At 56.6% G+C, this 23,876-nt stretch carries 24 protein-coding genes and 3 tRNA genes; 20 read left to right on the top strand and 7 right to left on the bottom strand.

What is annotated here, in order from left to right:
* The first annotated feature begins 363 nt into the window (after positions 1 to 363).
* The 3 genes from G7Y49_RS01680 (at position 364) to G7Y49_RS01675 (ending at position 3,469) form a co-directional block, all read left to right on the top strand.
* Positions 364 to 1,434: a YhcG family protein gene (locus G7Y49_RS01680; RefSeq protein ID WP_165170590.1), complete on the top strand. Its 1,071-nt coding sequence runs from the start codon at positions 364 to 366 to the stop codon at positions 1,432 to 1,434.
* 24 nt (positions 1,435 to 1,458) lie between these two features.
* Positions 1,459 to 1,596, top strand: a complete 138-nt coding sequence (locus G7Y49_RS12045) for a hypothetical protein (RefSeq protein WP_206214515.1) — start codon at positions 1,459 to 1,461, stop codon at positions 1,594 to 1,596.
* A gap of 328 nt (positions 1,597 to 1,924) precedes the next feature.
* Positions 1,925 to 3,469, top strand: coding sequence for a L,D-transpeptidase family protein (locus G7Y49_RS01675; RefSeq protein WP_241157219.1), 1,545 nt, complete (start codon positions 1,925 to 1,927; stop codon positions 3,467 to 3,469).
* Here G7Y49_RS01675 and ybaK read toward each other — a convergent pair.
* The gene (gene ybaK / locus G7Y49_RS01670) at positions 3,432 to 3,944 is read right to left on the bottom strand and encodes a Cys-tRNA(Pro) deacylase (RefSeq protein ID WP_165170588.1); all 513 of its coding nucleotides are present in this window, start codon (positions 3,942 to 3,944) and stop codon (positions 3,432 to 3,434) included. The two genes, G7Y49_RS01675 and ybaK, sit on opposite strands and share 38 nt — an antisense overlap.
* A gap of 218 nt (positions 3,945 to 4,162) precedes the next feature.
* On the opposite strand from ybaK, the gene murI reads away from it, so the two are divergent.
* The 5 genes from murI to G7Y49_RS01645 all read left to right on the top strand — a co-directional run bounded on the left by murI (position 4,163) and on the right by G7Y49_RS01645 (position 8,346).
* Positions 4,163 to 5,065, top strand: a complete 903-nt coding sequence (murI, locus tag G7Y49_RS01665) for a glutamate racemase (protein ID WP_165170586.1) — start codon at positions 4,163 to 4,165, stop codon at positions 5,063 to 5,065.
* Positions 5,066 to 5,107: 42 nt separating this feature from the next.
* Positions 5,108 to 5,704 (top strand): RdgB/HAM1 family non-canonical purine NTP pyrophosphatase, encoded by a 597-nt coding sequence (gene rdgB / locus G7Y49_RS01660; RefSeq protein ID WP_165170584.1) that lies wholly within the window; start codon positions 5,108 to 5,110, stop codon positions 5,702 to 5,704.
* Positions 5,705 to 6,060: 356 nt separating this feature from the next.
* Positions 6,061 to 6,984, top strand: coding sequence for a site-specific integrase (locus G7Y49_RS01655; protein WP_206214514.1), 924 nt, complete (start codon positions 6,061 to 6,063; stop codon positions 6,982 to 6,984).
* A 143-nt stretch (positions 6,985 to 7,127) separates the two neighbouring features.
* Positions 7,128 to 7,505: a hypothetical protein gene (locus G7Y49_RS01650; protein WP_165170580.1), complete on the top strand. Its 378-nt coding sequence runs from the start codon at positions 7,128 to 7,130 to the stop codon at positions 7,503 to 7,505.
* Positions 7,506 to 7,605: 100 nt separating this feature from the next.
* Positions 7,606 to 8,346 carry a hypothetical protein gene (locus G7Y49_RS01645; protein ID WP_165170578.1) on the top strand — a complete coding sequence of 247 codons (741 nt, stop codon included), beginning with the start codon at positions 7,606 to 7,608 and terminating at the stop codon, positions 8,344 to 8,346.
* Positions 8,347 to 8,536: 190 nt separating this feature from the next.
* Here G7Y49_RS01645 and G7Y49_RS01640 read toward each other — a convergent pair whose 3' ends face one another.
* Positions 8,537 to 8,791 (bottom strand): helix-turn-helix domain-containing protein, encoded by a 255-nt coding sequence (locus G7Y49_RS01640; RefSeq protein ID WP_165170576.1) that lies wholly within the window; start codon positions 8,789 to 8,791, stop codon positions 8,537 to 8,539.
* Positions 8,792 to 8,946: 155 nt separating this feature from the next.
* Here G7Y49_RS01640 and G7Y49_RS01635 point away from each other — a divergent pair, with 155 nt between their 5' ends.
* Positions 8,947 to 9,846, top strand: a complete 900-nt coding sequence (locus G7Y49_RS01635) for a hypothetical protein (RefSeq protein WP_165170574.1) — start codon at positions 8,947 to 8,949, stop codon at positions 9,844 to 9,846.
* Here G7Y49_RS01635 and G7Y49_RS12040 read toward each other — a convergent pair.
* Entirely contained in the window at positions 9,831 to 9,983 is a 153-nt protein-coding gene (locus G7Y49_RS12040) for a hypothetical protein (RefSeq protein WP_206214513.1), read from the bottom strand. The genes G7Y49_RS01635 and G7Y49_RS12040 overlap by 16 nt on opposite strands.
* A gap of 48 nt (positions 9,984 to 10,031) precedes the next feature.
* Here G7Y49_RS12040 and G7Y49_RS01630 point away from each other — a divergent pair, with 48 nt between their 5' ends.
* From G7Y49_RS01630 to G7Y49_RS01615, 4 genes are read left to right on the top strand one after another with little or no spacing between them, the layout of a single operon-like run.
* On the top strand, positions 10,032 to 10,799 hold the full coding sequence (locus G7Y49_RS01630; protein ID WP_165170572.1) for a hypothetical protein: 768 nt from the start codon (positions 10,032 to 10,034) through the stop codon (positions 10,797 to 10,799).
* 30 nt (positions 10,800 to 10,829) lie between these two features.
* Positions 10,830 to 11,090 carry a hypothetical protein gene (locus tag G7Y49_RS01625; protein ID WP_165170570.1) on the top strand — a complete coding sequence of 87 codons (261 nt, stop codon included), beginning with the start codon at positions 10,830 to 10,832 and terminating at the stop codon, positions 11,088 to 11,090.
* 16 nt (positions 11,091 to 11,106) lie between these two features.
* A complete protein-coding gene (locus G7Y49_RS01620) occupies positions 11,107 to 11,706 on the top strand; it encodes a heavy metal-binding domain-containing protein (RefSeq protein ID WP_165170568.1) in 600 nt (199 codons plus the stop codon).
* A gap of 9 nt (positions 11,707 to 11,715) precedes the next feature.
* Positions 11,716 to 12,918: an SPFH domain-containing protein gene (locus tag G7Y49_RS01615; protein WP_165170566.1), complete on the top strand. Its 1,203-nt coding sequence runs from the start codon at positions 11,716 to 11,718 to the stop codon at positions 12,916 to 12,918.
* A 535-nt stretch (positions 12,919 to 13,453) separates the two neighbouring features.
* On the opposite strand, the gene G7Y49_RS01610 is transcribed toward G7Y49_RS01615, so the two are convergent.
* Positions 13,454 to 14,935, bottom strand: coding sequence for a hypothetical protein (locus G7Y49_RS01610; protein WP_165170564.1), 1,482 nt, complete (start codon positions 14,933 to 14,935; stop codon positions 13,454 to 13,456).
* Between the two features lie 194 nt (positions 14,936 to 15,129).
* Between G7Y49_RS01610 and G7Y49_RS12455 the strand changes: the two genes are divergently transcribed.
* Entirely contained in the window at positions 15,130 to 15,309 is a 180-nt protein-coding gene (locus G7Y49_RS12455; protein WP_206214512.1) for a helix-turn-helix domain-containing protein, read from the top strand.
* Between the two features lie 359 nt (positions 15,310 to 15,668).
* Here G7Y49_RS12455 and G7Y49_RS01600 read toward each other — a convergent pair whose 3' ends face one another.
* Positions 15,669 to 16,229 carry a recombinase family protein gene (locus tag G7Y49_RS01600; protein ID WP_165170560.1) on the bottom strand — a complete coding sequence of 187 codons (561 nt, stop codon included), beginning with the start codon at positions 16,227 to 16,229 and terminating at the stop codon, positions 15,669 to 15,671.
* Between the two features lie 1,005 nt (positions 16,230 to 17,234).
* Here G7Y49_RS01600 and G7Y49_RS01595 point away from each other — a divergent pair.
* Positions 17,235 to 17,311 (top strand) — tRNA-Pro (locus G7Y49_RS01595).
* Between the two features lie 226 nt (positions 17,312 to 17,537).
* Positions 17,538 to 17,611: transfer RNA gene (locus G7Y49_RS01590), tRNA-Gly, on the top strand.
* 116 nt (positions 17,612 to 17,727) lie between these two features.
* On the opposite strand, the gene G7Y49_RS01585 is transcribed toward G7Y49_RS01590, so the two are convergent.
* On the bottom strand, positions 17,728 to 17,979 hold the full coding sequence (locus G7Y49_RS01585) for a glutathione S-transferase N-terminal domain-containing protein (protein WP_165170558.1): 252 nt from the start codon (positions 17,977 to 17,979) through the stop codon (positions 17,728 to 17,730).
* A gap of 171 nt (positions 17,980 to 18,150) precedes the next feature.
* Between G7Y49_RS01585 and G7Y49_RS01580 the strand changes: the two genes are divergently transcribed.
* Positions 18,151 to 18,226: transfer RNA gene (locus G7Y49_RS01580), tRNA-Arg, on the top strand.
* Positions 18,227 to 18,301: 75 nt separating this feature from the next.
* Here G7Y49_RS01580 and G7Y49_RS01575 read toward each other — a convergent pair.
* Positions 18,302 to 19,873 (bottom strand): CdaR family transcriptional regulator, encoded by a 1,572-nt coding sequence (locus G7Y49_RS01575; RefSeq protein WP_165170556.1) that lies wholly within the window; start codon positions 19,871 to 19,873, stop codon positions 18,302 to 18,304.
* A gap of 437 nt (positions 19,874 to 20,310) precedes the next feature.
* Here G7Y49_RS01575 and arcA point away from each other — a divergent pair, with 437 nt between their 5' ends.
* From arcA to arcC, 3 genes are all read left to right on the top strand, one after another.
* Complete coding sequence (gene arcA / locus G7Y49_RS01570) at positions 20,311 to 21,531, top strand: arginine deiminase (protein ID WP_165170554.1); 1,221 nt, start codon at positions 20,311 to 20,313, stop codon at positions 21,529 to 21,531.
* An 83-nt stretch (positions 21,532 to 21,614) separates the two neighbouring features.
* Positions 21,615 to 22,610 (top strand): ornithine carbamoyltransferase, encoded by a 996-nt coding sequence (gene argF, locus G7Y49_RS01565; protein WP_165170552.1) that lies wholly within the window; start codon positions 21,615 to 21,617, stop codon positions 22,608 to 22,610.
* Between the two features lie 308 nt (positions 22,611 to 22,918).
* Positions 22,919 to 23,872, top strand: a complete 954-nt coding sequence (gene arcC / locus G7Y49_RS01560) for a carbamate kinase (RefSeq protein WP_165170550.1) — start codon at positions 22,919 to 22,921, stop codon at positions 23,870 to 23,872.
* Positions 23,873 to 23,876 lie beyond the last annotated feature (4 nt).

The raw sequence follows: 23,876 nt of genomic DNA, 5'->3' as shown, positions 1-23,876 counted from the left end.
GCTTTTTTGCGCGAGGGCCTTCCCTGAGGCGTCCTCTTGCTTTAAGGCGAGCTCGTGATTCGCGCGCACAGAGGACGGGAAGCGCGCTAGAATACGAGCAGGTGGTCACCGACGCAACCGGCTGGCTACCTCACATTGCCCTATTCGATGTTCAGGAGTATGTGTATGTAAGGTCAAGCGGTAGATGGAGCAGAATAGCCCGTTGATTGTCCGGGAGACAGTTCCGCTTCAGGATTTCTCTCCCGCTTCTGATATCGACTGGTCAAGGCCTATTCCCGGGATCGACCAGTAGCTTTATGCCAAATATGGTCTCTCCGATGATGAGGTTGAATTCATCGAAATGCACGTTAAGGAGATGTCGTAATGAAGCCTGAGAATAAACAAGACGATTCATTGTCGGGACGAAATGCTCTGGAGCATATTGAGCTCGACGGGCTGTATTCACACGTTCGCGGCATTCTTGAAGAGGCGCGCGCCCGAACCTACCATGCCGTCAATTTCGAAATGGTAAAGGCTTACTGGGAAGTTGGCAAAAGCATAGTTGAGGCTCAGGGCGGAGAAGAGCGCTCCGAATACGGAAAACGCATTCTCGAAGATCTGTCTGCTCGTCTTACCGCAGACTACGGAAAGGGTTTCGACGTTTCGAATTTGCGTTACATGAGGCTTTTCTATCAGGCATTTCCAATTCGTGACGCACTGCGTCACGAATTAAGCTGGACTCACTATCGCATGCTTGCGAAAGTGAAAGATGCTGAGAAACGCCTTTGGTACATGAGCGAATGCGCCGAGTGCAATTGGTCAACACGCCAGCTTGAGCGTCAGATCAACAGCTTCTACTACGAACGACTTTTGGCAACGCGAGAGGAAAGACGTCCGGAAGTTATAGCGGAGGTCTTCGAGAATGAACCCCCGAAGCGCCCTGAAGACATCATCCGCGATCCTTATGTATTGGAGTTCCTCGGCATAAGCCAAGATGCGAAGTTCCGCGAAAGCGAACTTGAGCAGGCGCTCATCAGCAATTTGCAGGAATTCCTGTTGGAATTGGGACGCGGGTTCGCATTTGTTTCCCGCCAAAAGCACATCGACCTCGATGGCGACCATTTCTACATCGATCTTGTGTTCTACAACTATCTGTTGAACTGCTTCGTTCTGATTGATCTCAAGGCTGGCAAACTCACTCATCAAGACATAGGGCAGATGGATACCTATGTCCGTCTGTACAACGAATTTCTGCGGGGGCCGAATGACAATCCTACGATAGGCATCATTCTTTGCTCGGAGAAAAACGAAACGGTTGCGCGGTATTCTCTGCTAGCAGACGACAAGAACGTTTTTGCCTCCAAATACGAAACGACAATTCCGAAGCCTGAAGAGCTAGAGGCGTACATTCAGGAAGAGCGTCGCAGGTTCGAAGAAAGGCAGCAGGACGAATGACCTCAGATTTACACGCCGAAGCGCGTGGTGAAGCAGATGGTGGATCTGTTCGAGCAGGAGAACCCAGGCTACTTCGATGACCCTACGCATACCTTCGCCGCCCTGGCCAAGGAAAGCAAGCTCGCGGAGTTCGTCGAGAAGGCTTTTGGCGGGAAGCTGTGACTTTTTAAAATATGGGCTTCAGGACAATGGTATAGCATGCAGCTGAAGTAAACAGAGGGAGGAGTGAAATGGGGGACGAGCCTCCAACCTTCCATGCCGTAATATGTTCCGAATTTGCTCTGAAAGAGTTTCGAATCGACATGTTATGCCGATTCTAGCGTCTGCCGTGCCCTCTCGATCGGTGTAGTCGCACCCCTCTCAAGCGGCGTAGATGACGGAATTTGCGTCGGTTTGCCGAGCGTATGCAACAGAGGGAAAGTTAAGGGAAGTTTAAGCCTGCGATTCGCTACAATGACACCGATATTAATTCGAGGTCGAGAGCGATTCTATGGCAAAGCACGCAGCAGACAAACGCACGGCTCCTGAGCAGAGCGCCCCTTCGGTCGAGCAGCCTCTCGCAGGCGGCATGGCACCGGCGTTCTCCCTGGAGGAGAACGACGAGAAGCGCAAGCGCAAGGGGCTCAAGGTATTCGGCATCACCATGGGCGTGCTCGTGGCGCTGCTCGTGGCGGCCTACGCCGCAGGCGTCGTCGTGTTCTCGGGGCGGTTCTTCCCGAACACGTACGTGGCTGACGTGGACATCTCGCTCAAGACGCCCGAAGAGGTGCACGCCGTGCTCGACGACCTGGTCGGCGACTACAGCTTCCGCGTGGTGGGCCAGGGCCTCGACATGACGTTCACCTCGCAGGAAGCCGGCATGACGCTCGACTCCGCGGAGATCGCCGAGAGCATGATGGCCGACGTGAACGCGTGGGCGTGGCCCGTCGAGGTGTTCTCCGCGCATGACGAGACGGAGTCGCTCGTCGCCTCGTACGGCTCTACCGCGCTCGCCGACGCCGTGAACGCCGAGGTCGCGAAGGTGAACGAGGGCGCCGTGCTCCCCGCGGACGCCACCATCGCCTTCGACGCCGAGAAGGGCGCCTTCGCCGTCGTGCCCGAGGTGGCGGGGACGGCCCTCGACGCCGAGAAGGTGATCGAGGCCATCACCGAAGGCGCCATGCAGTTCGAGCCGAAGATCACGCTCACGCCCGAGGTGCTGCTCCAGCCCACGGTGCTCAAGGACGACCCGCGCCTGGCTGCGGCGGTCGAGGAGGCCAACGGCATGGTCAAGGCCGACCTCGACCTGTACATGGACGGCAACCTCGTGGCCGAGGTGACCCCGGCGCTCATCTCGTCATGGGTGACGGTGAGCCCTGAGATCACGGTCGTGTTCAACGACGAGGCCTTCACGGCGTGGATCGACCAGATGAACGCCCAGTGCGACACGGTGGGCAGCGAGCGCTCCTACACGCGCGCTGACGGCAAGGCCATCACCGTATCGGGCGGAAGCTACGGATGGGAGATCGACAGCGAGGCGCTGCGCACGCTCGTGACCGACGCGGTCCATGCGGGCACGGTGGGCGACATCGACATTCCCGTGCTGCAGAGCGGCAACGGCTTCTCCGAGCTCGGCAGCAGGGACTGGGGTGCACGTTACTGCGACATCGACCTCTCCGAGCAGTACGCGCGCTTCTACGACGACTCGGGTGCCTGCGTGTGGGAGACGGCTGTGGTCACGGGCAAGCCTGACGGCAGCCACGACACGCCTCCTGGCGTATGGTACATCACGTGGGGCATGGAGAGTCCTTCGCTGCTCATCGGCACGAAGGACCCCAAGACGGGCAAGCCGGAGTATGAGACGAAGGTCTCGTACTGGATGCCGTTCGTGGGCAACTCCATCGGGCTGCATGACGCCACGTGGCAGTCGGCGTTCGGCGGCTCGCGCTACGCGCAGGGCTACGGCAGCCACGGCTGCGTGAACATCTCGCTCGACGCGGCCGGCGCGCTCTACGACATCATCGAGAAGGGTGACGTGGTAGTGGTTCACTGGTGAGGTCGGCGTACTCGTAGGGCACCACGCTTCCCAGGTCATCGGGGGCAAGCTCCACTTGGCAGCCGATCCGGCCCCCTGAGAACATGATGCGCTCGAACAGCTGCGCCGTCTCGTCGACGAAGGTGGGGAAGAGCTTCTTCATGCCGATGGGCGAGCACCCGCCGTGGACGTAGCCGGTGAGCGGCAGAAGCTCGCGCGACTTGATCATGTGGATGGCCTTCTCGCCGGCGGCGCTCGCGGCCTTCTTGAGGTCGAGTTCGGCGGCCACGGGGATCATGAACACGTAGAAGCCGCCCGACTTCCCCTGCGTGACGAGCGTCTTGAACACGCGGTCGGGGTCGAGCCCGAGCATCGCGGCCACCTCCACGCCGGAGGGCGCGCCTTCGCAGTCGAACATGCGGAAGTCGTACGCCACGTTCGCCGCGTCGAGGACGCGCATGGCGTTGGTCTTGTGGTCGTGTGCTTGCTTTGCCATGGGTGCCTCCTCGTCACGCGCGGCGTCTTCGCAGCCCGTCCGCCAGTCGGCCTGCCCGCCCTCGCGGCCCGCCCGCCAGCCGGCCTCTCGCGCGGCCTCTCGCCGCGCCGTGCTGATTGTAGCTGACGCGGCTTGGGCGCGCACGTCGCCCGTGGGTTCTTTACGGAGGGCCGCCTGATGCCGCCCGCGTGCGGCGCGAGGGGGGTATACTAGCGGCCATGGACACCAACGACGAGATCAGAGGCGCCGCGGCAGCTGAGCCCGCGCGCTACGACAACGCACCCATCGGCATATTCGACTCCGGCTACGGCGGGCTGACCGTGGTGCGCGAGCTCTGCCGCCGCCTCCCGCAGGAGAACGTCATCTTCGTGGGCGACTCGGCGCGCTGCCCCTACGGCCCGCGCGATCTGCGCGAGGTGGACGGCTTCGTGCAGCAGATCTGCTCGTATCTGGTGGGGCGCGGCGTGAAGCTCATCGTGATCGCGTGCAACACGGCCACGGCGGCGGGCCTCGCGCACGCCCAGCGCACGTTCGACGTGCCCATCGTGGGCGTGGTGGAGCCCGGCGCGCGCGCGGCGGCGCGCATCACGCGCAACCGCAAGGTGGGCGTGATCGCCACGAAGGGCACGGTCGCCTCGAACGCGTACTCGGAGGCCATCCGGCACCTCGACGCGGGCATCACCGTGTTCTCGACGGCCACGCCGCGGTTCGTGGAGATCGCCGAGCTGGGCATCAAGATGGCCGAGGGCCCGGTGGAGAGCTACATGTCCGAGGCGTCGAAGGTCTACATCCGCCCCGAGTTCGAGAAGATCGCGCGCGAGTACCTGGAGCCGCTGCGGCGCTGCGGCGTCGACACGCTGGTCTTGGGGTGCACGCACTACCCGCTGCTCAAGGCGCTCATCGGCGGCGTCATCGGGCGCGAGGTCACGCTGGTGTCCTCGGCCGAGGAGACGGCGCGCGACGTGCAGCAGCTGCTCAAGCGCCGCGGCGCGCTCGCCCGTCCGGGCAACCAGGCGCAGCGCCTGTTCCTCACCTCGGGGAGCGACGTCGAGGAGTTCGCCCGCTTCGGCGCGCGCGTCCTGTCGAGCCCCGTCGAGCACGTGGGCCACGTTGAGTTCTAAGGGCCGCGCCGTCGGCGCGGGAAGCGGAAGGAGGAGCCATCCATGAAGACGGTCGTCATAGCCACGAACAACGCCCACAAGGTCGCCGAGATCACCACGGCGCTCGACTTCGAGGGCTGGGAGTTCAGGACCCTGCGCGAGATGGGCGTCGAGTCCGACCCTGTCGAGGACGCGGACACGTTCGAGGGCAACGCGCGCATCAAGGCGCGCGCGGCGCGTGAGGCATGCGGCGGCGCGGTGGCGGCGCTCGCGGATGACTCGGGACTTGAGGTTGACGCGCTCGGCGGCGCGCCGGGGGTGTACTCCTCGCGCTATGCGGGCGAGGACGGAAACGACGCGGCCAACAACGCGAAGCTTCTGCGCGAGCTCGACGGCGTGGCGGACGAGGAGCGCACGGCGCGCTTCGCGTGCACGCTCGTGTTCGTCGACGACGACGGCACCGAGCGCGTGGCGCGCGGCACCATCGAGGGCCGGATCGGGTACGAGGAGCGCGGCAGCGAAGGCTTCGGCTACGACCCGCTGTTCTTCCCCGATGAGTTCGCGGGCGCCCTCACGCTGGCCGAGGTGAGCCAGGAGCAGAAGAACGCCATCTCGCACCGCGGCAACGCGCTGCGTGAGCTGAAGTCCCAGCTGGCGTAGGGCACTCGGTACTTGAGGGCAGGATGATTGGGGCATAGGGCAAGTGAGCGATGTCGAGATGGGCAGGATGAATTGTAGTTCTACGGCGTTTCGGAAAAGTGTGTTGGAAGGCGTTTTCGCTGATCAACGCGCGGCGTAAGTTCTGCTATAATCACCTTCGCTGCCAAGCAATCGGGATGTGGCGCAGTCTGGTAGCGCGCCTGCTTTGGGAGCAAAGAAAGACTATAGCAAGTTGCATTTTCCCAGGTAAACACCGTATTTCTCTCTTCATACCTCTTTGATATCCCTTCTGCTCTATGCGATTGTGCTTCTCGGGCGGGATAGAAATGGGCAGATTGATCAACGTGTCCAACGTTGTGGCAAACGGCAGCAGGGACATCGTGTATCTAGGGGATGCGTATTCTGAGTTTAGACACCAGATGGAAGCAAAAGGCTATGCCAAGGCTACGATTCGAGCCTACGATAGCCATGTCCCTGAGTTCATTTGCTATCTTGATGACAGGAACAACGGACACATTCCGTATGGGCTGTCAAGGTTTCCCGCGTTTGACGTAAGGAAAGACCACCTGATTGAGTGGGAGGGTGTCTTGCGTCTTGAGCGCAACAATCGAGATACGTCAATAAAGACCAAGATTAAGTCAATCAGGACGTTTTTGTATTGGTGCATGGACGAAGACAGGGGATACTGCAAGTATTTCAGAATCCCATTGCCGAAAGCAGAGGAACGAATCAAGGAACCTTACTCGGAAAAGGAGATTGCGGCGATTCTGGCACAGCCAAGAACGCATGACTTATCGGAGTGGAGGAACTGGGCTGTGATCAATGTGATACTGAGAACAGGGCTGCGTCGTTCTTCTGTTTGCGAAATGAAATGGGTTGATGTCGATTTCGAGCGAAAGCGACTTCTGATACGCCATTCGAAGAATAAGCAGCAGTATTATGTTCCGCTTCCCCAAAGCGCGATAGAGGTGTTGCTGATTTGGCGCGAGATTTCTCCTGTTACGGAGGGTAATTTCATATTCTTCTCAACTTATTCCGAGGGAAGGCTTAGCCCTAACTCCCTCACACAGGCTATTCGCGCATACAACTTGAAAAGGGGAGTGAAGAAGACATCAGTTCACCTTATGCGCCATACTTATGCAACTATCTATCTCAGAAAAGGTGGGCGCGCCGAAAAGCTTCAGAGAATACTGGGGCATAAGACACGCGAGATGACGGATCGCTATGTTCATCTTGTGGCGGAAGACCTGACAGAGGGAATTGATGATTACACGATCTGATGCCTCTTCGGAGGCTATGAGGGGCTTGTTTGCTCAGAGTATGATTGAATGATTGATTCTATGGCGATGATTCAGCGGAAAGGGCATAGAGTGCAGAGTCTGCGGATGATGTGAAACGCCAAACGAGATAGGAGAAAGCATGAATGAAGCAGTTTGCGAAAAGTGCGGCAGTTCAGATTTTTGTCGCTGCCGATGATCACACCATATTCGCGGCTTTTTCGCCAGTGTTCGAAAGCTTCGTTGAGGGTCAGGTTAGCCCCGTCCAGCACAATGCCCGTCAAGATGTCGAGGTGAACGCTCTCTTCCTTGGCTCTCAGCTCGTCCAGGGTTCTTCCATAGACGAATATTTCTGTCAAGCTAGGTTATATGGGCAGATTTTATGCGCCCTTGAGAACGGCCTTGCTCTCGGCGCTCATGAAATTCTGTTAAACTGCATCTTGCGACACAACCCAATATTTTCATCCCCGTCAGAGGAATCACCTTGGCAAAAGGTGTTTCTCCTCTTTGCTCATATCCTTTGACGGGAAACGGGCTTGTGTCGCAACAATGAGGGAGGCGCTTTCTTGCAGAGCGTGTCCTTCCTCGGTGTTGGACACGCTTTTTTATTGCCAAGGAGGAAGCATGAGGAAGCCATTAGCTATCATTGCGTCGGCTGCTCTGGCGCTATGCTTAACGGGCTGTTCGTGCGAGCACGAATCGACAACCGAACTCACCTGCACTGAGAATAAGGAGTGCAAAGAGTGTGGTGAAGTCCTCGAAGAAACGACGGGGCATACTCTGGGTACACCATTCGTGTCCGTCAATCTTGAAGATGCCACCATCACAGAGCAATCCCTATGCTCAGTATGCGAAGAGTACGTGGTCATCAATTCGGATGAAGCCGCATCTTACGTAAGCGACGGCAAGTTCATTTTCGGGCATTCCGCGTTTGCGAACGGCTTCGACAATGCCTCCAATGGCATCAATGGATACATATTCCGTTCTGAGGAGGACTACAGCACTTCGATGGGTTTTTACGATGATGACAACTACATCTACTACAAAATCGTAGACGAAGACAGAAACGATGCGACAATTGGCATGTACTCTTTCGCAAATAGAGATGGAGAGACTTTGCTTGCGCGTGGTGGCGATGACATCAAAACCATCAACATCCTCATCGATGGAAACGAATACGTTTCTCCCGTTGTCTGGGCTGCGGTTATGGCAATCGATCCGGCTCTTAATTACAGCGACTCAATGGATGTCGCCCAGAACATCGTCGATAACGTAGGGAATATGGACGGCGTTACCTTCAATTCAATCAACTATGTTTTGTACGAAGAGGGCGCTTATCACTATCTTACAGTGTCTGCGATCTAATATTCACTAGGACAATGCTTTCTGAGCAGTGTGGAGCAGGTTCATTCCTGCTCCTACTCATATTCATGCTCTGTCCTTATATCCAAGGTGGGTTAATAGAGCCTTTCGTTATATGGGCTGCTAGGCGTTCTTTTATACGGGCTTGCATTGAGCTAAGGCTTCTCATTGTTGAGAGAATGTGCTCTCAATCTTACCTTTTCTGCTTGGCGAGTATTTGTGCGATAGGTCTTTCAATCCGAGATACGACCTCTTGTGGCGTGAGGCCGAGGGCGCGTGAGTAGAAGAACAGCTCGCTCACATGAAGGCTACGCTCGCCCATCTCAACTTTGGAGACGTAGCTTTGGTGCTTGTCGAGGCGCTTGGCCAGCTCCACTTGGGTCAAGCCAGCTTCGATTCGCATCTTTTGCAAACTCATTCCGATAGCTTTGTTGGCGTCCACGTCCATGAACGCACAGTATTCTATGTAGCAGAATATCCCAATTTAGGATATTATTTGTAGTGCAATTGTGCAGCAGGCGAAACGAGCAGAGAGGTCTGGCGTTTGCTTTGCGGGAAGCACTTCTCATCACGGGAGACACGTCTTTTTGCCAAGGAGGAAAGATGAGAAAAAGATTTACTACCGCTGTGTTAGGCGCATTGCTTGTCTTTTCGCTGTCTGGATGCACGCCAGCAGGGGTGGCAGAAGCCCAAAATGCTATCAACGCCATCGGAAAAGTGTCTCTTGAGTCAGAGCAAGCAATCGAAGACGCGAATGAAAAATACAACGCCCTAAGCGACGAAGACAAAGCAAAAGTAAACAACTACGCAACCCTTGAAAGCGCAAACAAGGAGCTTTTCGAAATTCTGTACGCTGAGATAAAAAGCGAACTTGAAGAGACGGAGAGCCTGGAATCAAACTACTTCGCCCAGTATTACGATACAAGCGGAATAAAGGCTGCGAAAGAAGCGGCGGAGAGCGCTTTGGAAGCCTCCGATGAGACGAAGTATGGCGAATCTCTCGATGCCTTGCAAAGAGAGAACGACTCGCTTTCTAGCTACATCGAAGAAGAGCAGTCCAACTCTTACAGTGCCGCCACAAACTCAGGCGAATACCCATTTGCGGTCGACGCAGACGAGTTTCCTCAGAACGGAGCGCTCAAGCCGACTGTTAAGCGAAGCGCAAACTACCCGTTCCAAGTAAACCTTTTCGAACCGAAGACGACTGACGGGCTGCCGGGCATCGGCTTCTGCATGTCCGACGATAATGGTGGCTATTCCTACAATTACGAGATAGCGCAGGAAGAAATCAAAGAAATAAACGTCGAAGATGAGAATGGCGATGTAAAGGGGGCTTTTGTGAATACAAGGGTTGTCTTGCACGATCTCATAGGAGAAAGCGACGATACCGAGGCGTCCATCCGCGAATCTTGCTATCTGCTGAAAAGCAGAGCTGGTGCGGTTTATATGGTCTTGCCTGATTTGGAAGGCGGGGATTACTACGTGCTCTACAGACGTTCGTAAAGCTGCTGGTTTTCCTCTTCGCGCCATGCGATTTCCTGGACAGCAGCAAAAAAGCCCTCATTACCATTGCTGATGGTTTTTGCAAACTCAAGGAAATTGGCTTTTGGCTCATAGAATACTATTGCCGTTTGCGGCATTGGGGTTCAGATGGAGATAACCAGCATTGACGGGGTGCTGAGGTAGAGATGACACCCATTGAAGACGCTGAGTTTCATGCTTTTGCTGGGGGAACAGGTTTGCTTGCTAACAGAACAGACAAGGAAATAAGCGGTGAAGACGCACCTTGCGTTGACGAGGGCGATACCTGCGAAGTGCCAGACGAAGAAAAGGCGAAGGGGCAAGGCGAAGGCAGGGTGTCTCGATTCCGCCGAAGACTTGCCGCTAACAAGAAGGCTATTGCCGTAGTCGCGTCGGTCGCTCTCTGCTTTGCGGCAGTTGTCTATGCGGGTATAACAGAGATAAGCGATCTGCGGGAAGAGAACGCAGCTCTCCAATCGGCCCTTACCGAGCTGAGGGAGGAGAGCGCAGAAGAGAACGCGCGGCTCCAATCTGACTACAATGGCCTGAAAAGGAAGTACGAGGCATCGCAAAAAGAAGTCGCCAGCCTGAAAGCAGAGCTGGAAAACCTCAAAGACCAGCAGGCGACTATAGATGACATGAAGGCGAAGCTAGAAGAGCTGCACGCTCAATACGACGAGCTTCAAGCAGAGAGGGACGATCTGCTAAGTCAAGTCAATGCCAAGAAGCTTGCGGAAGAGCAGGCTGCGCGTGAGGCTGAGCAGAAAGCCCTTGAGCAGAGCAGCAGCAACGCGGGTCGCACGGTCTATTGGGTTTCAGGTGGGGAGGTCTATCACGCTACGCCGAACTGTCCGACTTTGAAGCGATCCTCCAACATCCAAAGCGGTTCGGTGTCGGCAAGCGGAAAGAGCAGAGAGTGCAGAGTCTGCGGATGACGCGAAACGCCAAACGAGATAGGAGAAAACATGAATGAAGCAGTATGCGAAAAGTGCGGCAGTTCAGATTTTGTCGCTGCTGATGGTTGCAGGATATGCGTGTACTGCCGCACAAAGTATCAGATAGAAAAGGTGGCCAAGCCGCCGGAGACAACCATTTCAATTGGCGATGATGTGCAAGAACTCTTGGCTAAATGCAAGGCAGATCCCATAAACGCAAGGAGGTACGCAAATTTGATTCTGGACATTGATCCCAGCAATGCTGAGGCAAAAGCGATTGTAAGACGATAACGATAAGGAGAGACAGATGAAGCTCGCCGATATAGCTGGCAGAAATAACTGGAATCCTGATGACCTGCGGAATTTCGCAGCAAAGAATGGCTACGATGTGAAGATGAAAATACTCGGAGCTGAGGTCAACGATAGGGATGCGGATGCCATCATTGCGCGGTATTCCCAGCATTTAGCGCAGGAGCAGGCGAAGGCGGCGCAGGAGCAGGCGAAGGCAGAAGCCGAAGCTCAAAAGAAGCAAGCCGCTCTTGCATCCATGCTTATAACGTCCGGGTTTAATTTCGATGGCTACACGATTAAAAAATACTCCGGCTATATTTCAGGGGACGATGCCGTAGAAGTTGAGCGAGAGCAACAAGGGCTTTTTAGTGGCAGACGCAACACGGCAGGTGAGGGGTTGATGGCGGCGCTTGTTGAGATCAGAAGGAATGCGCTGCATGAGCTGAAGGAGGCGGCATACGCACTTGGGTGCAATGCCGTGATTGGCGTCGACTTCGACTACATTACCCTTGATCCGCAAACTGCGACGCATACAGGCGGCACATTGTATCTCCCGTACATATTCGGCGTTACCGCAAATGGCAATGCGGTCGTTATCGAAAAGAACTCACAGTAAGGCACGAACATGGGGTTTATCTTAGCCGCAGCTAATGCTGTGGGCGGCACTTTTGGGGATCAGTGGAGGGAGTATTACTCTGTTCCATCAGGAGTAAGTCAAACTGTTGGTGTTTGCTTGGCTGTCCCCTATGGCCAGAATTCGAACAGAAATGCCAACGTCAAAGGAAGCCAAGCGGTCATTAGCGATGGCTCTTTGATAATGGTGCCGGAAGGTTTCTCTCTTGTCACGCTAGAGAACGGACAAGTCACCGGCTATATAGCTCAACCAGGAGCTTATCGATGGATCTCTGACAACATCAATTCTCAGTCGATATTTGCCGGCGATGATTTCATGGACTCGCTGGTTCGGCAATCATGGGAGCGCTTCAAATTCGCTGGCGCGCCATTCGCCTCCCAGGTAGCACTTTTCGTGAATCAGAAAGAGATACCCAATAATCGTTTTGGAACCCAGAACACGATTTACTGGGACGATCCTTTCTTCAATACTCAGGTAGGTGCGATAGCGCGTGGAACGTATACCATTAGAATTGAAGATCCGATTCTTTTCGTAAAAAACTATCTGCCCGTTGACGCGTACATAGCCACTGGGGAGCCATTCGACTTTGGAGACTTCTTCAACCCTGTTAACGAGCAGCTTTTTAATGAAGTAGCAGGTTCGCTTTCCGCCTCGTTTAGCCAGTATGCGAATTCCCCTGATCATTCAGGTAGAATCATGGATATACAGGGCGATGCGCTAGGCTTCGCTTCGTCTTTGTCGCACGTAGTCGAGAAAAACTACTCTTGGCTTGCTGACAGAGGCTTACGCATTGTCAAAGCCGCTATATCGTCGCTTGATTATGATGCGTCTTCTAAAGAGCTTATGGCGAAAATCCGCCAAGCAGATGCTCTTATGGGAGCTAGGGGTAATTCCAACCTGCAAGCATCTTTTGCTGAGGGATTGGCTAACGCTGGAAATAATCCTGATGGCGGTGGTTTGGGAATGGCTTTTATGGGAATGGCCATGCAGACAGGCGGATACGCTGTAGGCAACATGCAGCAGCCCATGAATCAACAACAGTCACCATATGCGCAGCAGCAGAATATGCAGACACAGAATCAGCCTGCAAGCGACCCGTATGGGCATCTCAATAAACTGAAGAGATTATTAGATGATGGGGTAATCACCCAAGAAGAATTCGATGCCGTGAAAAAGAAAACGCTTGGTATTTAAGGAGGGCGCACGACGCGCATGAGGGGCGACATCAAAGAGTCGTTTTGGCGGTACGGCTGTCACAACTCGGCTTGCATGGGTTTTGTGAAGCGCGGAACCCCCGTCGAAATCGCATTTGGCATGAACGATGACTGTGAGTATTCGTTCGTGGTTGCGCTCAGCAATAGGCTATCAAGCAAGTAGTGCCGTAGAGTCGGCAGAGGGGTGCTGTAGTATGTCCGGCAGCGCCCCTCTTTGCGTATCGAATCGCCAAAAACCACACTCCTAAGATACGATTAGAGCCGAATGAGCATAAGCGCCCGTATTTTGACTGTTTGTCGAAGCAAGCTCCGTTTGCGTCGATTTAACCATAGGCTATAGGCGCTAGGTGCTTGCGCGTATGGTTGCCGCCGCCGTCTTTAGAAAGCTGCCTTTCGTCCCCTCTCCGTCTCGGTAGCCAGAAACCCTAAAACCTGGTCATGCTGGGCACGGTGGGTGCACGGTGCACGGTGAAAAACAAGCCGTAGCGTGTGGGTGAAGGGGGTATCTAGCCTCTTTAGGACTCGTGTGGTTTCCGTGGCTTCCATTTCTGCACCGTGCTCTTGGATATGCCGAGTGCTTCAACAGCACTTCTTACAGTCGATTCGGGGTGCTCTGCGAAGTACGCCAAAACTTCTGCCTCTTTCGTTCCGCTTCCTTTGGGCCTTCCCTTTATCAGCCCGTTTTCACGCATCTCTTTCAGAGCTGACTCACGGTTTTTCTTGCACGGATTCTCTACGGTTTCGCCTTCTACGCTCCACCAATCAGCTTGCAAGTGGGTCTGCCTATCCCGATGATTCCGCTTCCTCTCGGGCATCGGTATTCCTGTAAGTTTCTCCAAGTCCTTTCTGGGAAAGGTGATGTAGCGTTCGTCGTAACAATCAAGAGCCGACTCCACGTCGGCCTCGAAAAAGGGCTGGTCTGGATTGAGCTCGTTGAGCATCTTGACGAAATGGTGAGCGTCCTCTCTCAGCTCGCTTTCGTCGATCCCGCATTTGATGGCGAAGATGGCAAGTGCCATGACGCAGTAGTACCTGTGTCCGCATACTGCTCCTTCAAACATCTTAGCCTTCCACCAGTCGTATAGCGCACGGTTCGTTTTCCACGTTCCTGGCTTCTCGCCTCTGACAATACGACGCTCGTACCATTCGGGATATAGCTCTCTTGCCTCCTCTAAACTCATCCTGCTCTCACGATATAGTGCCGACTCATCTATCCTGTATTTGGGTTCAACAAAGCCATTAAGATATTCAAGCGTCGTGGGATGGGAGCTGATCTTAAAAGCTCTCGCTCTGACGCCTTTTACTTTTGTTTTTCCTCCTGCGATGCGATAAGCTTGATTGATGCCTTGGTGTTGTACTGCCCTGTCCGTTGAAGTGTTCCTATTCCATATTATGTCGGTCAAGGCGAATTTCAGTCTCTTGAGCTGAGATTTGATATTCGGATACAGAGCCACAGGACGTTCAAAGATATAGTAAAGATGCAGTCCGTGGCCTGAGAGGACAATATAGTTCGGAACCGGGTAGAATTCTATGCTGATACCATCGAGTAGACTTCCCAACGTCTTTTTAGTCACACCGTCAAGGTCGAATATCATGGCGTACATTTTTGACTGATTGGCGGCGGTATTGTCCCTTCCCCAGTAGGTTAGCCCGCTCAAATACGCCCACTCATATTCCTGGAACTCTTTAATGAGGCTTTCGAACTCGTCTTCAAACATAATGCGCTTTATTGCGTATTTACCGATTTTTCCAATAATTATGGGGTTAGTCTTGTAGTTGCCGCTCGGTTCTCCGTTTTTCTGGATGAGTCCTTCTCCAAGTCTAAAAATATCGGTATACATTGACATGGGTTCTGCTTCTTCATATCCCCACGATTTAATAACATTGTGCATGTTCGAGCTTCTTCCTCTATAATTATATTGTTTATTGTAATTGATTACTTGCGCTCCGCTTTTTGAAAGCTCCGCTTTTTGCAAAGCTTCGCTTTCTATAGCCATCTTCGCTTCGCTCTACGGCTATAGGCACGTTATATTATCAATAGACTTTATTGGTACAATATTCTATTGCTTCCTGGTAAGAGCGTCTTTCAGGCGGCTTAGATTTTAGGTTTTTTAGGAAGCCGCTCTTTTTTGAAAATTAGTGTTGCAGCCTTTCCCAAAAAGCAAGCCTCTTCTTGCGTTATACTGATCTCATGAGAGGTAGGAAAAAAATAGATTCTGACAGAATGAAGAAGGCAGTAGCTCTCTACCAAGGAGGGTTTTCCGTGCAGCAGGTCGTAGAGATTTCTGGTATTAGCAGGTCTACGATATACCGAGAGCTTGACAAGCTAGGTATCAGTCTTCGCGATGATGACAGGAAGACTGAAAGATAAAATTCTGCCATATGTTAACAGGTGAACCCCATGTGGTTCTCTACGATGTTCTGATAAGCCCTGCGAGTTCAAAACGCCCTGGCTAAAGCAAGAAGACTTGGCGCATATGCATATGCATCAGGGCACGTAAAACGACCTCTAAGCCCCGCTTTTCTTCAAGGTGGGTTCCTAGTCGGATCAAGCCGACATCGGGGCTTAGAGGGTCGAGAACATGCGTTTTTTGCCAAGAAAGGGGGCAGGGGAGAGCTGCTTGTCATGCCGTCTGCACGCTTCTCGGTTCCCTACGAAACTATGATTTCATGGGGTGTGGCGGGTTCGATTGCTTTCAGTTTTGACTCAGGTAGTTTGAGGCTGCGAGTCTAGTCTCTCGAAACGCCCTTTCGGCGTATCTCGTTGTAGAGCGTTTGCTTGCAACACCCAACGGCGGTGCATATCTCGGAGACAGAATACTCCTTGCTCAGCCACATCTTGACGGCGGTGTCCATGTCCTTGCGTGGTCTTCCTAAAGTCTTCCCGCGCCTCTTGGCTGATTCCAGGCCGTCCCTGACCCTGCTCCTGCACATCTCGACCTCAAGCTCGCTGAACGCCGCCACTATGGTCAAGAAGAACCTCCCTTGCGGGGTGTTCGCGGCGAAGCCCTCCTTGAGGCTCGTCAGCCCGACTCCCATCTCGTCAAGTTGGCTGACGAGGGAGAGGACTTGCTGGGTGCTCCTGCCGAGCCTGTCCAGTGAGACGCACACCACCTCATCTCCCTCTGTCAGCTCAGAGAGCATCCTCTCAAGCTCGGGCTTGTGTTTGGCTGTTCCGCTGACTCTCTCAAGGTATATCCTCTCGCATCCAAATGCGGTGAGCTGGTCTTCCTGCCTGTCGAACCTCTGGCTGTCCTTCTCGGTGCTCACGCGCCCGTACCCGACCTTCATCGTCTTTTCTCCTCCCCTGGAACGCCTAAAGCAGTCCAATAGATTTTAGACTATTTTATTAGACTTTGTGACCTGGGGCAACGGCTCTTGGCGAGAAAGTCCATTAAACATTTGTTTTTTGGACTAATCGCAGAGGGAGCACTCCCCGTGCTGGTGTCAGCACAGATCATCGCAGGGGGAGAACGCTTTAGAACGCTTGTTCTCTAATTTGCTATATTTGTTGCTATATGGGGGGCTGCATTGATTACGGTATCCGTCGTATCTACGCATATATTTTCTATACGTATTAGTATATTTTCTATTTCCTTAATATAAAAACAAGCGTTCTATGTGTTCTATATGGCGAATGACCTGGTTAAACGTCAGCACGCTTGCGTTGTTGCGCACGTGCTGACGCGCTCTCAGGCGTGCTTCCTATGTCTGGGTAGGGACGAAAGTCCTGACCCCGTTGGAGCTTCTTGTTCTCAGTTCCTCTCGGTCGCATAGCTTCTTAGAGAAGGTCGATAGCGCTGGCGGCTCGTAGCCCCTCTTGGCGCCAGCAAGGCGGGTCAGGCGGGAGGGGTTGCCGTTGTGGGCGTCCCTTTTGCCAGCTTGATTGCAATTAAGTCAGGGCGTGTTCTCAAGGACGCATAACCTGACCCTGATAGGAAGTGGGCGCAGCGAAATCCAGGGAAGAAGCAAGGGAAGCAAGGGGCGCAATTCGCGAGGGCTGGTGCGCTCTTTTTGTCGATCTTGCAACCAAAAGCCCCGCATTCTCTCATTCGCTGCAATGGCTCTTTTTCCGAAGTGGAGCAACGGGTTGCTTTGCTTTTTCGCAAAACACGCTATTATATTCAACGTGCTCTAAATGGGCAGGATGATTGGGGCATAGGGCAAGTGAGCGATGTCGAGATGGGCAGGATGAATTGTAGTTCTACGGCGTTTCGGAAAAGCGTGTTGTAAGGCGTTTTCGCTGATCAACGCGCGGCGTAAGTTCTGCTATAATCACCTTCGCTGCCAAGCAATCGGGATGTGGCGCAGTCTGGTAGCGCGCCTGCTTTGGGAGCAGGATGCCGCAGGTTCGAATCCTGTCATCCCGACCAGCAAACTCGCAGGCCAGAAGCGCATTTCAGCTTCTGGCCTGCTTCTGTTTCCCGGAGTTGCCAGACTGCGGCACGCTGGCATACGAGTCATCTTCGCCCTGCTATGCGCTGGCCCGCAGGAACCGCGTGCGCTTCAAGAACTGCGGGCGATTTAGCCGCTCAGTGGAATTCTTCGCCGTCTCGTTTTGGCTTTTCGGGATCTTGGGTTATAATCCGTCCTCAGATTGCGGGCGTAGTTCAATGGTAGAACCGGAGCCTTCCAAGCTCCTGACGCGGGTTCGATTCCCGTCGCCCGCTCCATTCCCTCTTCTTCCCCAGCAACAGATGATCAGCTTGCATGGCTTCGCCTCTGCCGCGTGGAGGGAGTCGAGCCGTGAGGCCGTGGGCTGCGAGAAAAGCCGTTCGGCGAGCGGCCCTCAGGCGCCCTCCTGCAGGCGCGTGCGCAGGTACGCGATGATGTCGTCGGACTCGTAGAGCGCCTTGCCGTCGATCACCAGGCACGGCACCTGCTTCTTGCCGCCTATGCGCACGAGGTCGTCTTGGATGCCGGGCTCGAGGGTGTTGCGCAGGTCGAGCGTGATCTTGTTGTCCTCCATGAAGCGGAGGACCTTCACGCAGAAGGGGCAGGACTTCTTGTAGTACAGCTGGTGGTTCTCGAGATAAGCCATGACGGGCTCCGTTTCCCGGGCGCCGCGCGCCCGCTCAACTGCATTCCTATGCTCCTCCCTCAGCATTATCGGACATGCGGGCGCTCCTTTGCGCCGAAAGAACGAATTCCTTACTATCTTGTAAGCCGACGGTTGCTCTATAATACGTTGGCGGCGGCAACGCCGTCATCTGCGCCCATGGCTCAACGGATAGAGCAACGGACTTCTAATCCGTAGGTTGTAGGTTCGATTCCTACTGGGCGCACCAGAAACCACCAGGCCAGCCGACGATAGGCTGGCCTTTCGCTTTGCGGCGAAGGGGAGGGGCGCGCTTCCGCTCGCGTCACTCGTTCAGGAGGTAGAGCGTGCGCAGGTACATGCGCATGTCGGGGTCCTCCAGGTCGGTGGCGATGGCGTCGCGGATCTTGTCGAGGCGGTAGCTCACCGTGTTGCGGTGCATGTGCATGATGTCGCACACCTTCTTGATGGACCCCTCGCAGTACAGATACGTGCGCAGGATCTCGAAGTCGCTCGTGCCGCGCTCGCGGTCGGCCTCGCGCAGCATCGACAGCGGGTTGGGTGAGGAGAGGAGCTTGGCGACGAACTTCTCGCTGCGGCTGAACGGGTCGGTGACGAAGTAGGGGAAGTAGCGGCGGAAGCGGAACACCCCCTCGGCGGTGAGCCCCTGGTCGAACGTCGTGTAGCGGCGCGAGCGGCGGTGCCCGTACTTGAGCGCGATGCGCGCCTTCTCGAGCGCGAGCGCGCTCTGGTCGATGTGCTCGTAGCGGTCCGACACGCCCACCTCCAGGCGCATCTGCCCTGCCAGCTCGAACAGCCGCTCCTCCATGCCGGCGATGCGCCCGCGCCGCGGCTCGGGCGTGCACAGAAGCACCACCACGCGCGAGCCCTCGAACGCCACCTTGCAGTTGGGGTCGGTCTCGAGCACCTTCTTCGCGAAGTAGCTGGCCGAGCCGGCGCGCCACGTGTTGTCGATCAGGCACATCTCGAACAGGCCCGTCAGCGGCAGCCCGTGGAGGAGCGCGCGCTCCTCCAGGTAGGAGCCGTCGTAGGTGTTGCCGGTGAGGAGCTCCTTCAGGAAGTAGGTGTAGCGCTGCTCGAGCGGGTTCTCGAGCCGCCAGTGGTGCGTGAGGCACATCTCCACGCGCTTCGCCAGCAGGTTGAACAGGAACACCTGCGCGGTGCTGATCGGCTTCTCCGACACCATCACCAGGTGCGCGGCGTAGGCGTCGTTCAGGCGGAACACGCGCTCGATGGAGGGGTGCGAGGTGATCTCGTTGGGCTCGTTGTGGACGGTCGTCCAGTCCTGGTGCGCCCACGTGCGCACCAGCCCCTTCTCGCGCGCCTTGCTCAGGGCGTCGGAGCTGTAGAACTTGTTCTCGATGAAGTAGCGGCTCGTGTCGTCGATGGGGGCGATGTTGGGCGTGTGCGCGATGTAGGAGTACGTGGAGTCCGAGAGCCCCACGTAGCTCTTGAGCACCGGCTCGGACGCCTTCAGCAGGTCCTGGCAGATGCACTCGCTCTCGATCATGTCGCCCATCACGTCGTTCCACTGGATGATGCCCATGAGGTAGCGCTGGATGCGGTCGGCGATGACGGCGGGCTCGAGGGCGGACTCGACGCAGATGTCGTCAGCCCGCGCCCCGGCGGGGGAGGAGGATATGCTCTCGCCCGGCTTCGACACGATGACGCAGCACGCGTTCTCGGGCAGCGTGCCGCGGGACTCCACCACGTAGACGGGCCTCCCCTCGATCCCCGCCACGCCGATGCCCGGCGCGTCGTCGTCGCAGAAGGCCGACACCCACGAGAAGAGGTCCTTGGGGTGCCGGGGGTGCTTGGCCACGCGCATGTCGTTCTCGTCGAAGTACCCGGTGATCACGTCGAGGGGAAACTGCATCGCGCTCGCTCCTTCGTCACTCGTGGGCGCCGCCGCGCGCCCCTGCTGCGCGCCCCGTCGCAGCAGGCTGCGCCCCAGCTCCTTCGTCCAGAATCCATATGGCTACCATACACCAAAAATCATGTCATATATGGCTACGATTGACATATATTTTGGGTCGCAAGGTGCGTAGAATACAGGTATGCAATCAGCTGAGGTGCAAGTGAAGGCCGAGCGGTCGAAGGGCCGCAGGAAGGGAAGCACCGAGAAATCGCTGGATGACGGCCCGGCAACCTGCAGGTGCCGAGTTCATTTCCGTCCTCTTAACAAACAGCAACTTCCGTTGCTTTTCCGTGCGCTCCGTGAGACGTTTATAGCACCAAAGCGTGCGAACGGATGCGCGAAGCCTTGCGCTTTGGCGAAGGCAATCATTCAGACACACGAACAGGAGGATTCTCATGGCTGGTGTGAACGTTAGAAGCGAGATCATGCCCCTGAAGAAAGTTCTGCTGCACCGTCCGGGCAAGGAGCTCCTGAACCTTACCCCGAACACCCTCGAAGAGCTGCTCTTCGACGACATCCCCTTCTTGCAGGTCGCCCAGGCCGAGCATGACGCGTTCGCGCAGGCCCTGCGCGACGAGGGCGTCGAGGTCGTCTACCTCGAGGACCTGATGGCTGAGGTGCTCGACCTGTACCCTGAGCTGCGCGAGAAGTTTCTCAAGCAGTTCATCGAGGAGGCCGGCATCCGCACCTCTCGCTACCAGAAGATCATCTTCGACTACCTGAACGACAACTACCCTGCCAACAAGGACCTCGTCCTGAAGACCATGGAGGGCATCAACCTCACCGAGCTGCACACCGACAAGTCCAACTCGCTGGTTGACCTGGTGAGCGAGGCTTCCAAGATGGTCGTGGCCCCCATGCCGAACCTGTACTTCACGCGCGACCCGTTCGCCATGATCGGCAACGGCGTGTCCATCAACCGCATGTACTCGGTCACCCGCAACCGCGAGACCATCTACGGCGAGTACGTCTTCAAGTACCATCCTGACCTTCAGGGCGTGCCGCAGTACTACAGCCGCTACAACACGTTCCACATCGAGGGCGGCGACATCCTGAACATCAACGAGCACGTGCTCGCCATCGGCATCTCCCAGCGCACCGAGCCGGACGCCATCGACGGCATCGCGAAGAACATCTTCGAGTCCGACTCTCCCATCGACACCATCCTGGCGTTCAACATCCCGAACTCCCGCGCCTTCATGCACCTCGACACGGTGTTCACGCAGATCGACTACGACAAGTTCACCGTGCACCCCGGCATCCTCGGCCCGCTCACGGTGTTCGAGATCAAGTCCGACGGCCAGGGCGGCATCAAGGTGAAGGAGATGAACGGCACGCTCGAGAGCATCCTCGAGGAGTACGTCGGGCGTCCCGTCGAGCTCATCCCGTGCGGCGGCGGCGACCGCATCGCGGCTGAGCGCGAGCAGTGGAACGACGGCTCGAACACGCTGTGCGTGCGCCCCGGCACCGTGGTGGTCTACGACCGCAACGACGTCACCAACGCCCTGCTCGAGGAGAAGGGCATCCGCACCATCCAGGTGCCGTCTGCCGAACTTTCCCGCGGTCGTGGCGGCCCGCGCTGCATGTCCATGCCGCTGTGGCGTGAAGACGAGTAACCTTCCCCTGTGCCGGCTGCTGGTCTCCCCGCCAGCGGCCGGCACTCCCTCGCTTTTTCCATGTTCTACCGAAAGGAACCAACATGCCTGTTAATCTGAGTGGTCGTCATTTCCTGAAGCTGCTTGACTTCACCCCTGACGAGATCCGCTACCTCATCAAGCTCTCCAAGAACTTCAAGGACATGAAGCGCGCAGGCGTGCCGCATCGCTACCTTGAGGGCAAGAACATCGTGCTGCTGTTCGAGAAGACGTCCACGCGCACCCGCTGCTCCTTCGAGGTCGCCGGCTATGACCTCGGCATGGGCGTGACCTACCTCGACCCGGGCAGCTCGCAGATGGGCAAGAAGGAGTCCATCGAGGACACCGCCCGCGTGCTCGGCCGCATGTACGACGGCATCGAGTACCGCGGCTTCGACCAGTCCATCGTGGAGGAGCTGGCCGCCAACGCCGGCGTCCCGGTGTGGAACGGCCTCACCACGGACTTCCACCCCACGCAGATGATCGCCGACATGCTCACGGTGGAGGAGAACTTCCCGCAGGGCCTCAAGGGCCTGAAGCTCGTGTTCATGGGCGACGCCCAGAACAACGTGGGCAACTCCCTCATGGTGGTGTGCGCGAAGCTCGGCCTGCACTTCGTGGCCTGCGGCCCGGCTGAGCAGATGCCGAAGAGCGACCTCGTGGAGACCTGCCGCGAGATCGCCGCGGAGACGGGCGGCTCGATCACCCTCACCGAGGACGTGGAGGAAGCCTGCACCGGCGCGCACGTCATCTACACCGACATCTGGGTGTCCATGGGCGAGCCCGCCGAGCTGTGGGCCGAGCGCATCCGCCTGCTCGAGCCGTACCGCGTGACCGCTGAGGTCATGGGCATGGCCTCCGACGACGCCATCTTCATGCACTGCCTGCCGTCGTTCCATGACACCAAGACCACCATCGGCGCCGAGATCGCCGAGCAGTTCGGCGTCACCGAGATGGAAGTGGCTGACGAGGTGTTCGAGTCCAAGCAGTCGCGCGTGTTCGACGAGGCTGAGAACCGCATGCACACCATCAAGGCGGTCATGTACGCAACTCTGAAGTAGGTGAGTTCCGCCCGTCCTTGCGGAACGGGCGGAACTGCTCGACGCTGCGGCTTCCTGCGGCACCTGGCCTAGCCCCTTGTTTGGGGCGCGGCGTGGGCGAAGCCCACTTGGCCCCAAGGCGGGGCTATTCCAGGCACCGCAGGAACCCTCGCTGACGTTACGAACGACCTTTACGAACGACCCGCACGTCCCGCTTTACGAACGACCAGCTGGTTTAGCTTTTTAGTACCCCCTGACCTGTCGGGGAGGCTTTAGGGGGCCTCCCCTGGGTCCCTGTTCCCAAATTCGACCTGAGAGTGGTGATTTCAATGGCCTATCAGAAAGGCGACGGCAAGAGCGTAGTCATTGCGTTGGGTGGCAACGCTTTGGGCAACACGCCGGCCGAGCAGCTTGAGCTCGTGAAGAGCACGGCCATCCATATCGTCGACATGGTGGCCGAGGGCATCAACGTCGTGGTGTCCCACGGCAACGGTCCTCAGGTCGGCATGATCAACAACGCATTTGACTACGCAAGCACCCACGACGGCAAGACGCCGGCCATGCCCTTCCCCGAGTGCGGTGCCATGAGCCAGGGCTACATCGGCTTCCACCTGTCCCAGGCGATCCTCGGCGAGCTCAAGCGCCGCGGCATCATGCGCTCGACGGCGTCCGTGGTCACGCAGACGGTCGTCTACCCTGACGACCCGGCGTTCGAGAACCCCACGAAGCCCGTGGGCGCCTTCCTCAGCGAAGAGGAGGCGAAGGCGCGCGCGGCTGAGACGGGCTACACCTACAAGGAGGACGCCGGACGCGGCTGGCGCCAGGTGGTCGCCTCGCCGAAGCCCCAGCGCATCGTGGAGTTTGACGCCATCAGGGACCTCATGGACGACGGCTACATCGTCATCGCCGCAGGCGGCGGCGGCGTGCCGGTCATCGAGCGCGACGACAGCTACCACGGCGTGCCCGCGGTCATCGACAAGGACCGCTCGAGCGCCAAGCTGGCAGCCGACTTCAAAGCCGACATGCTCGTGATCCTCACGGCCGTCGAGAAGGTGGCCATCAACTTCAACAAGCCCGACCAGCGCGACATCGACGTCATGAACGTCGCCGAGGCGCGCAAGTACATCGACGAGGGGCAGTTCGCCCCCGGGTCGATGCTCCCGAAGGTCCAGGCATGCATCGAGTACCTGGAGGCGCATCCCGAGGGGCGCGCCCTCATCACCTCGCTCGAATGCGCCGCTGCGGGCCTCAAGGGGGAAACCGGTACCATCATCACGGCTTAAGGGA

It is taken from the genome of Adlercreutzia sp. ZJ242 (assembly GCF_011038995.1).
Taxonomy (GTDB): Bacteria; Actinomycetota; Coriobacteriia; order Coriobacteriales; family Eggerthellaceae; genus CAAEEV01.
The sequence above is the reverse complement of the archived record's forward strand: the minus strand, read 5'-3'. Positions and strand labels throughout refer to the sequence as shown.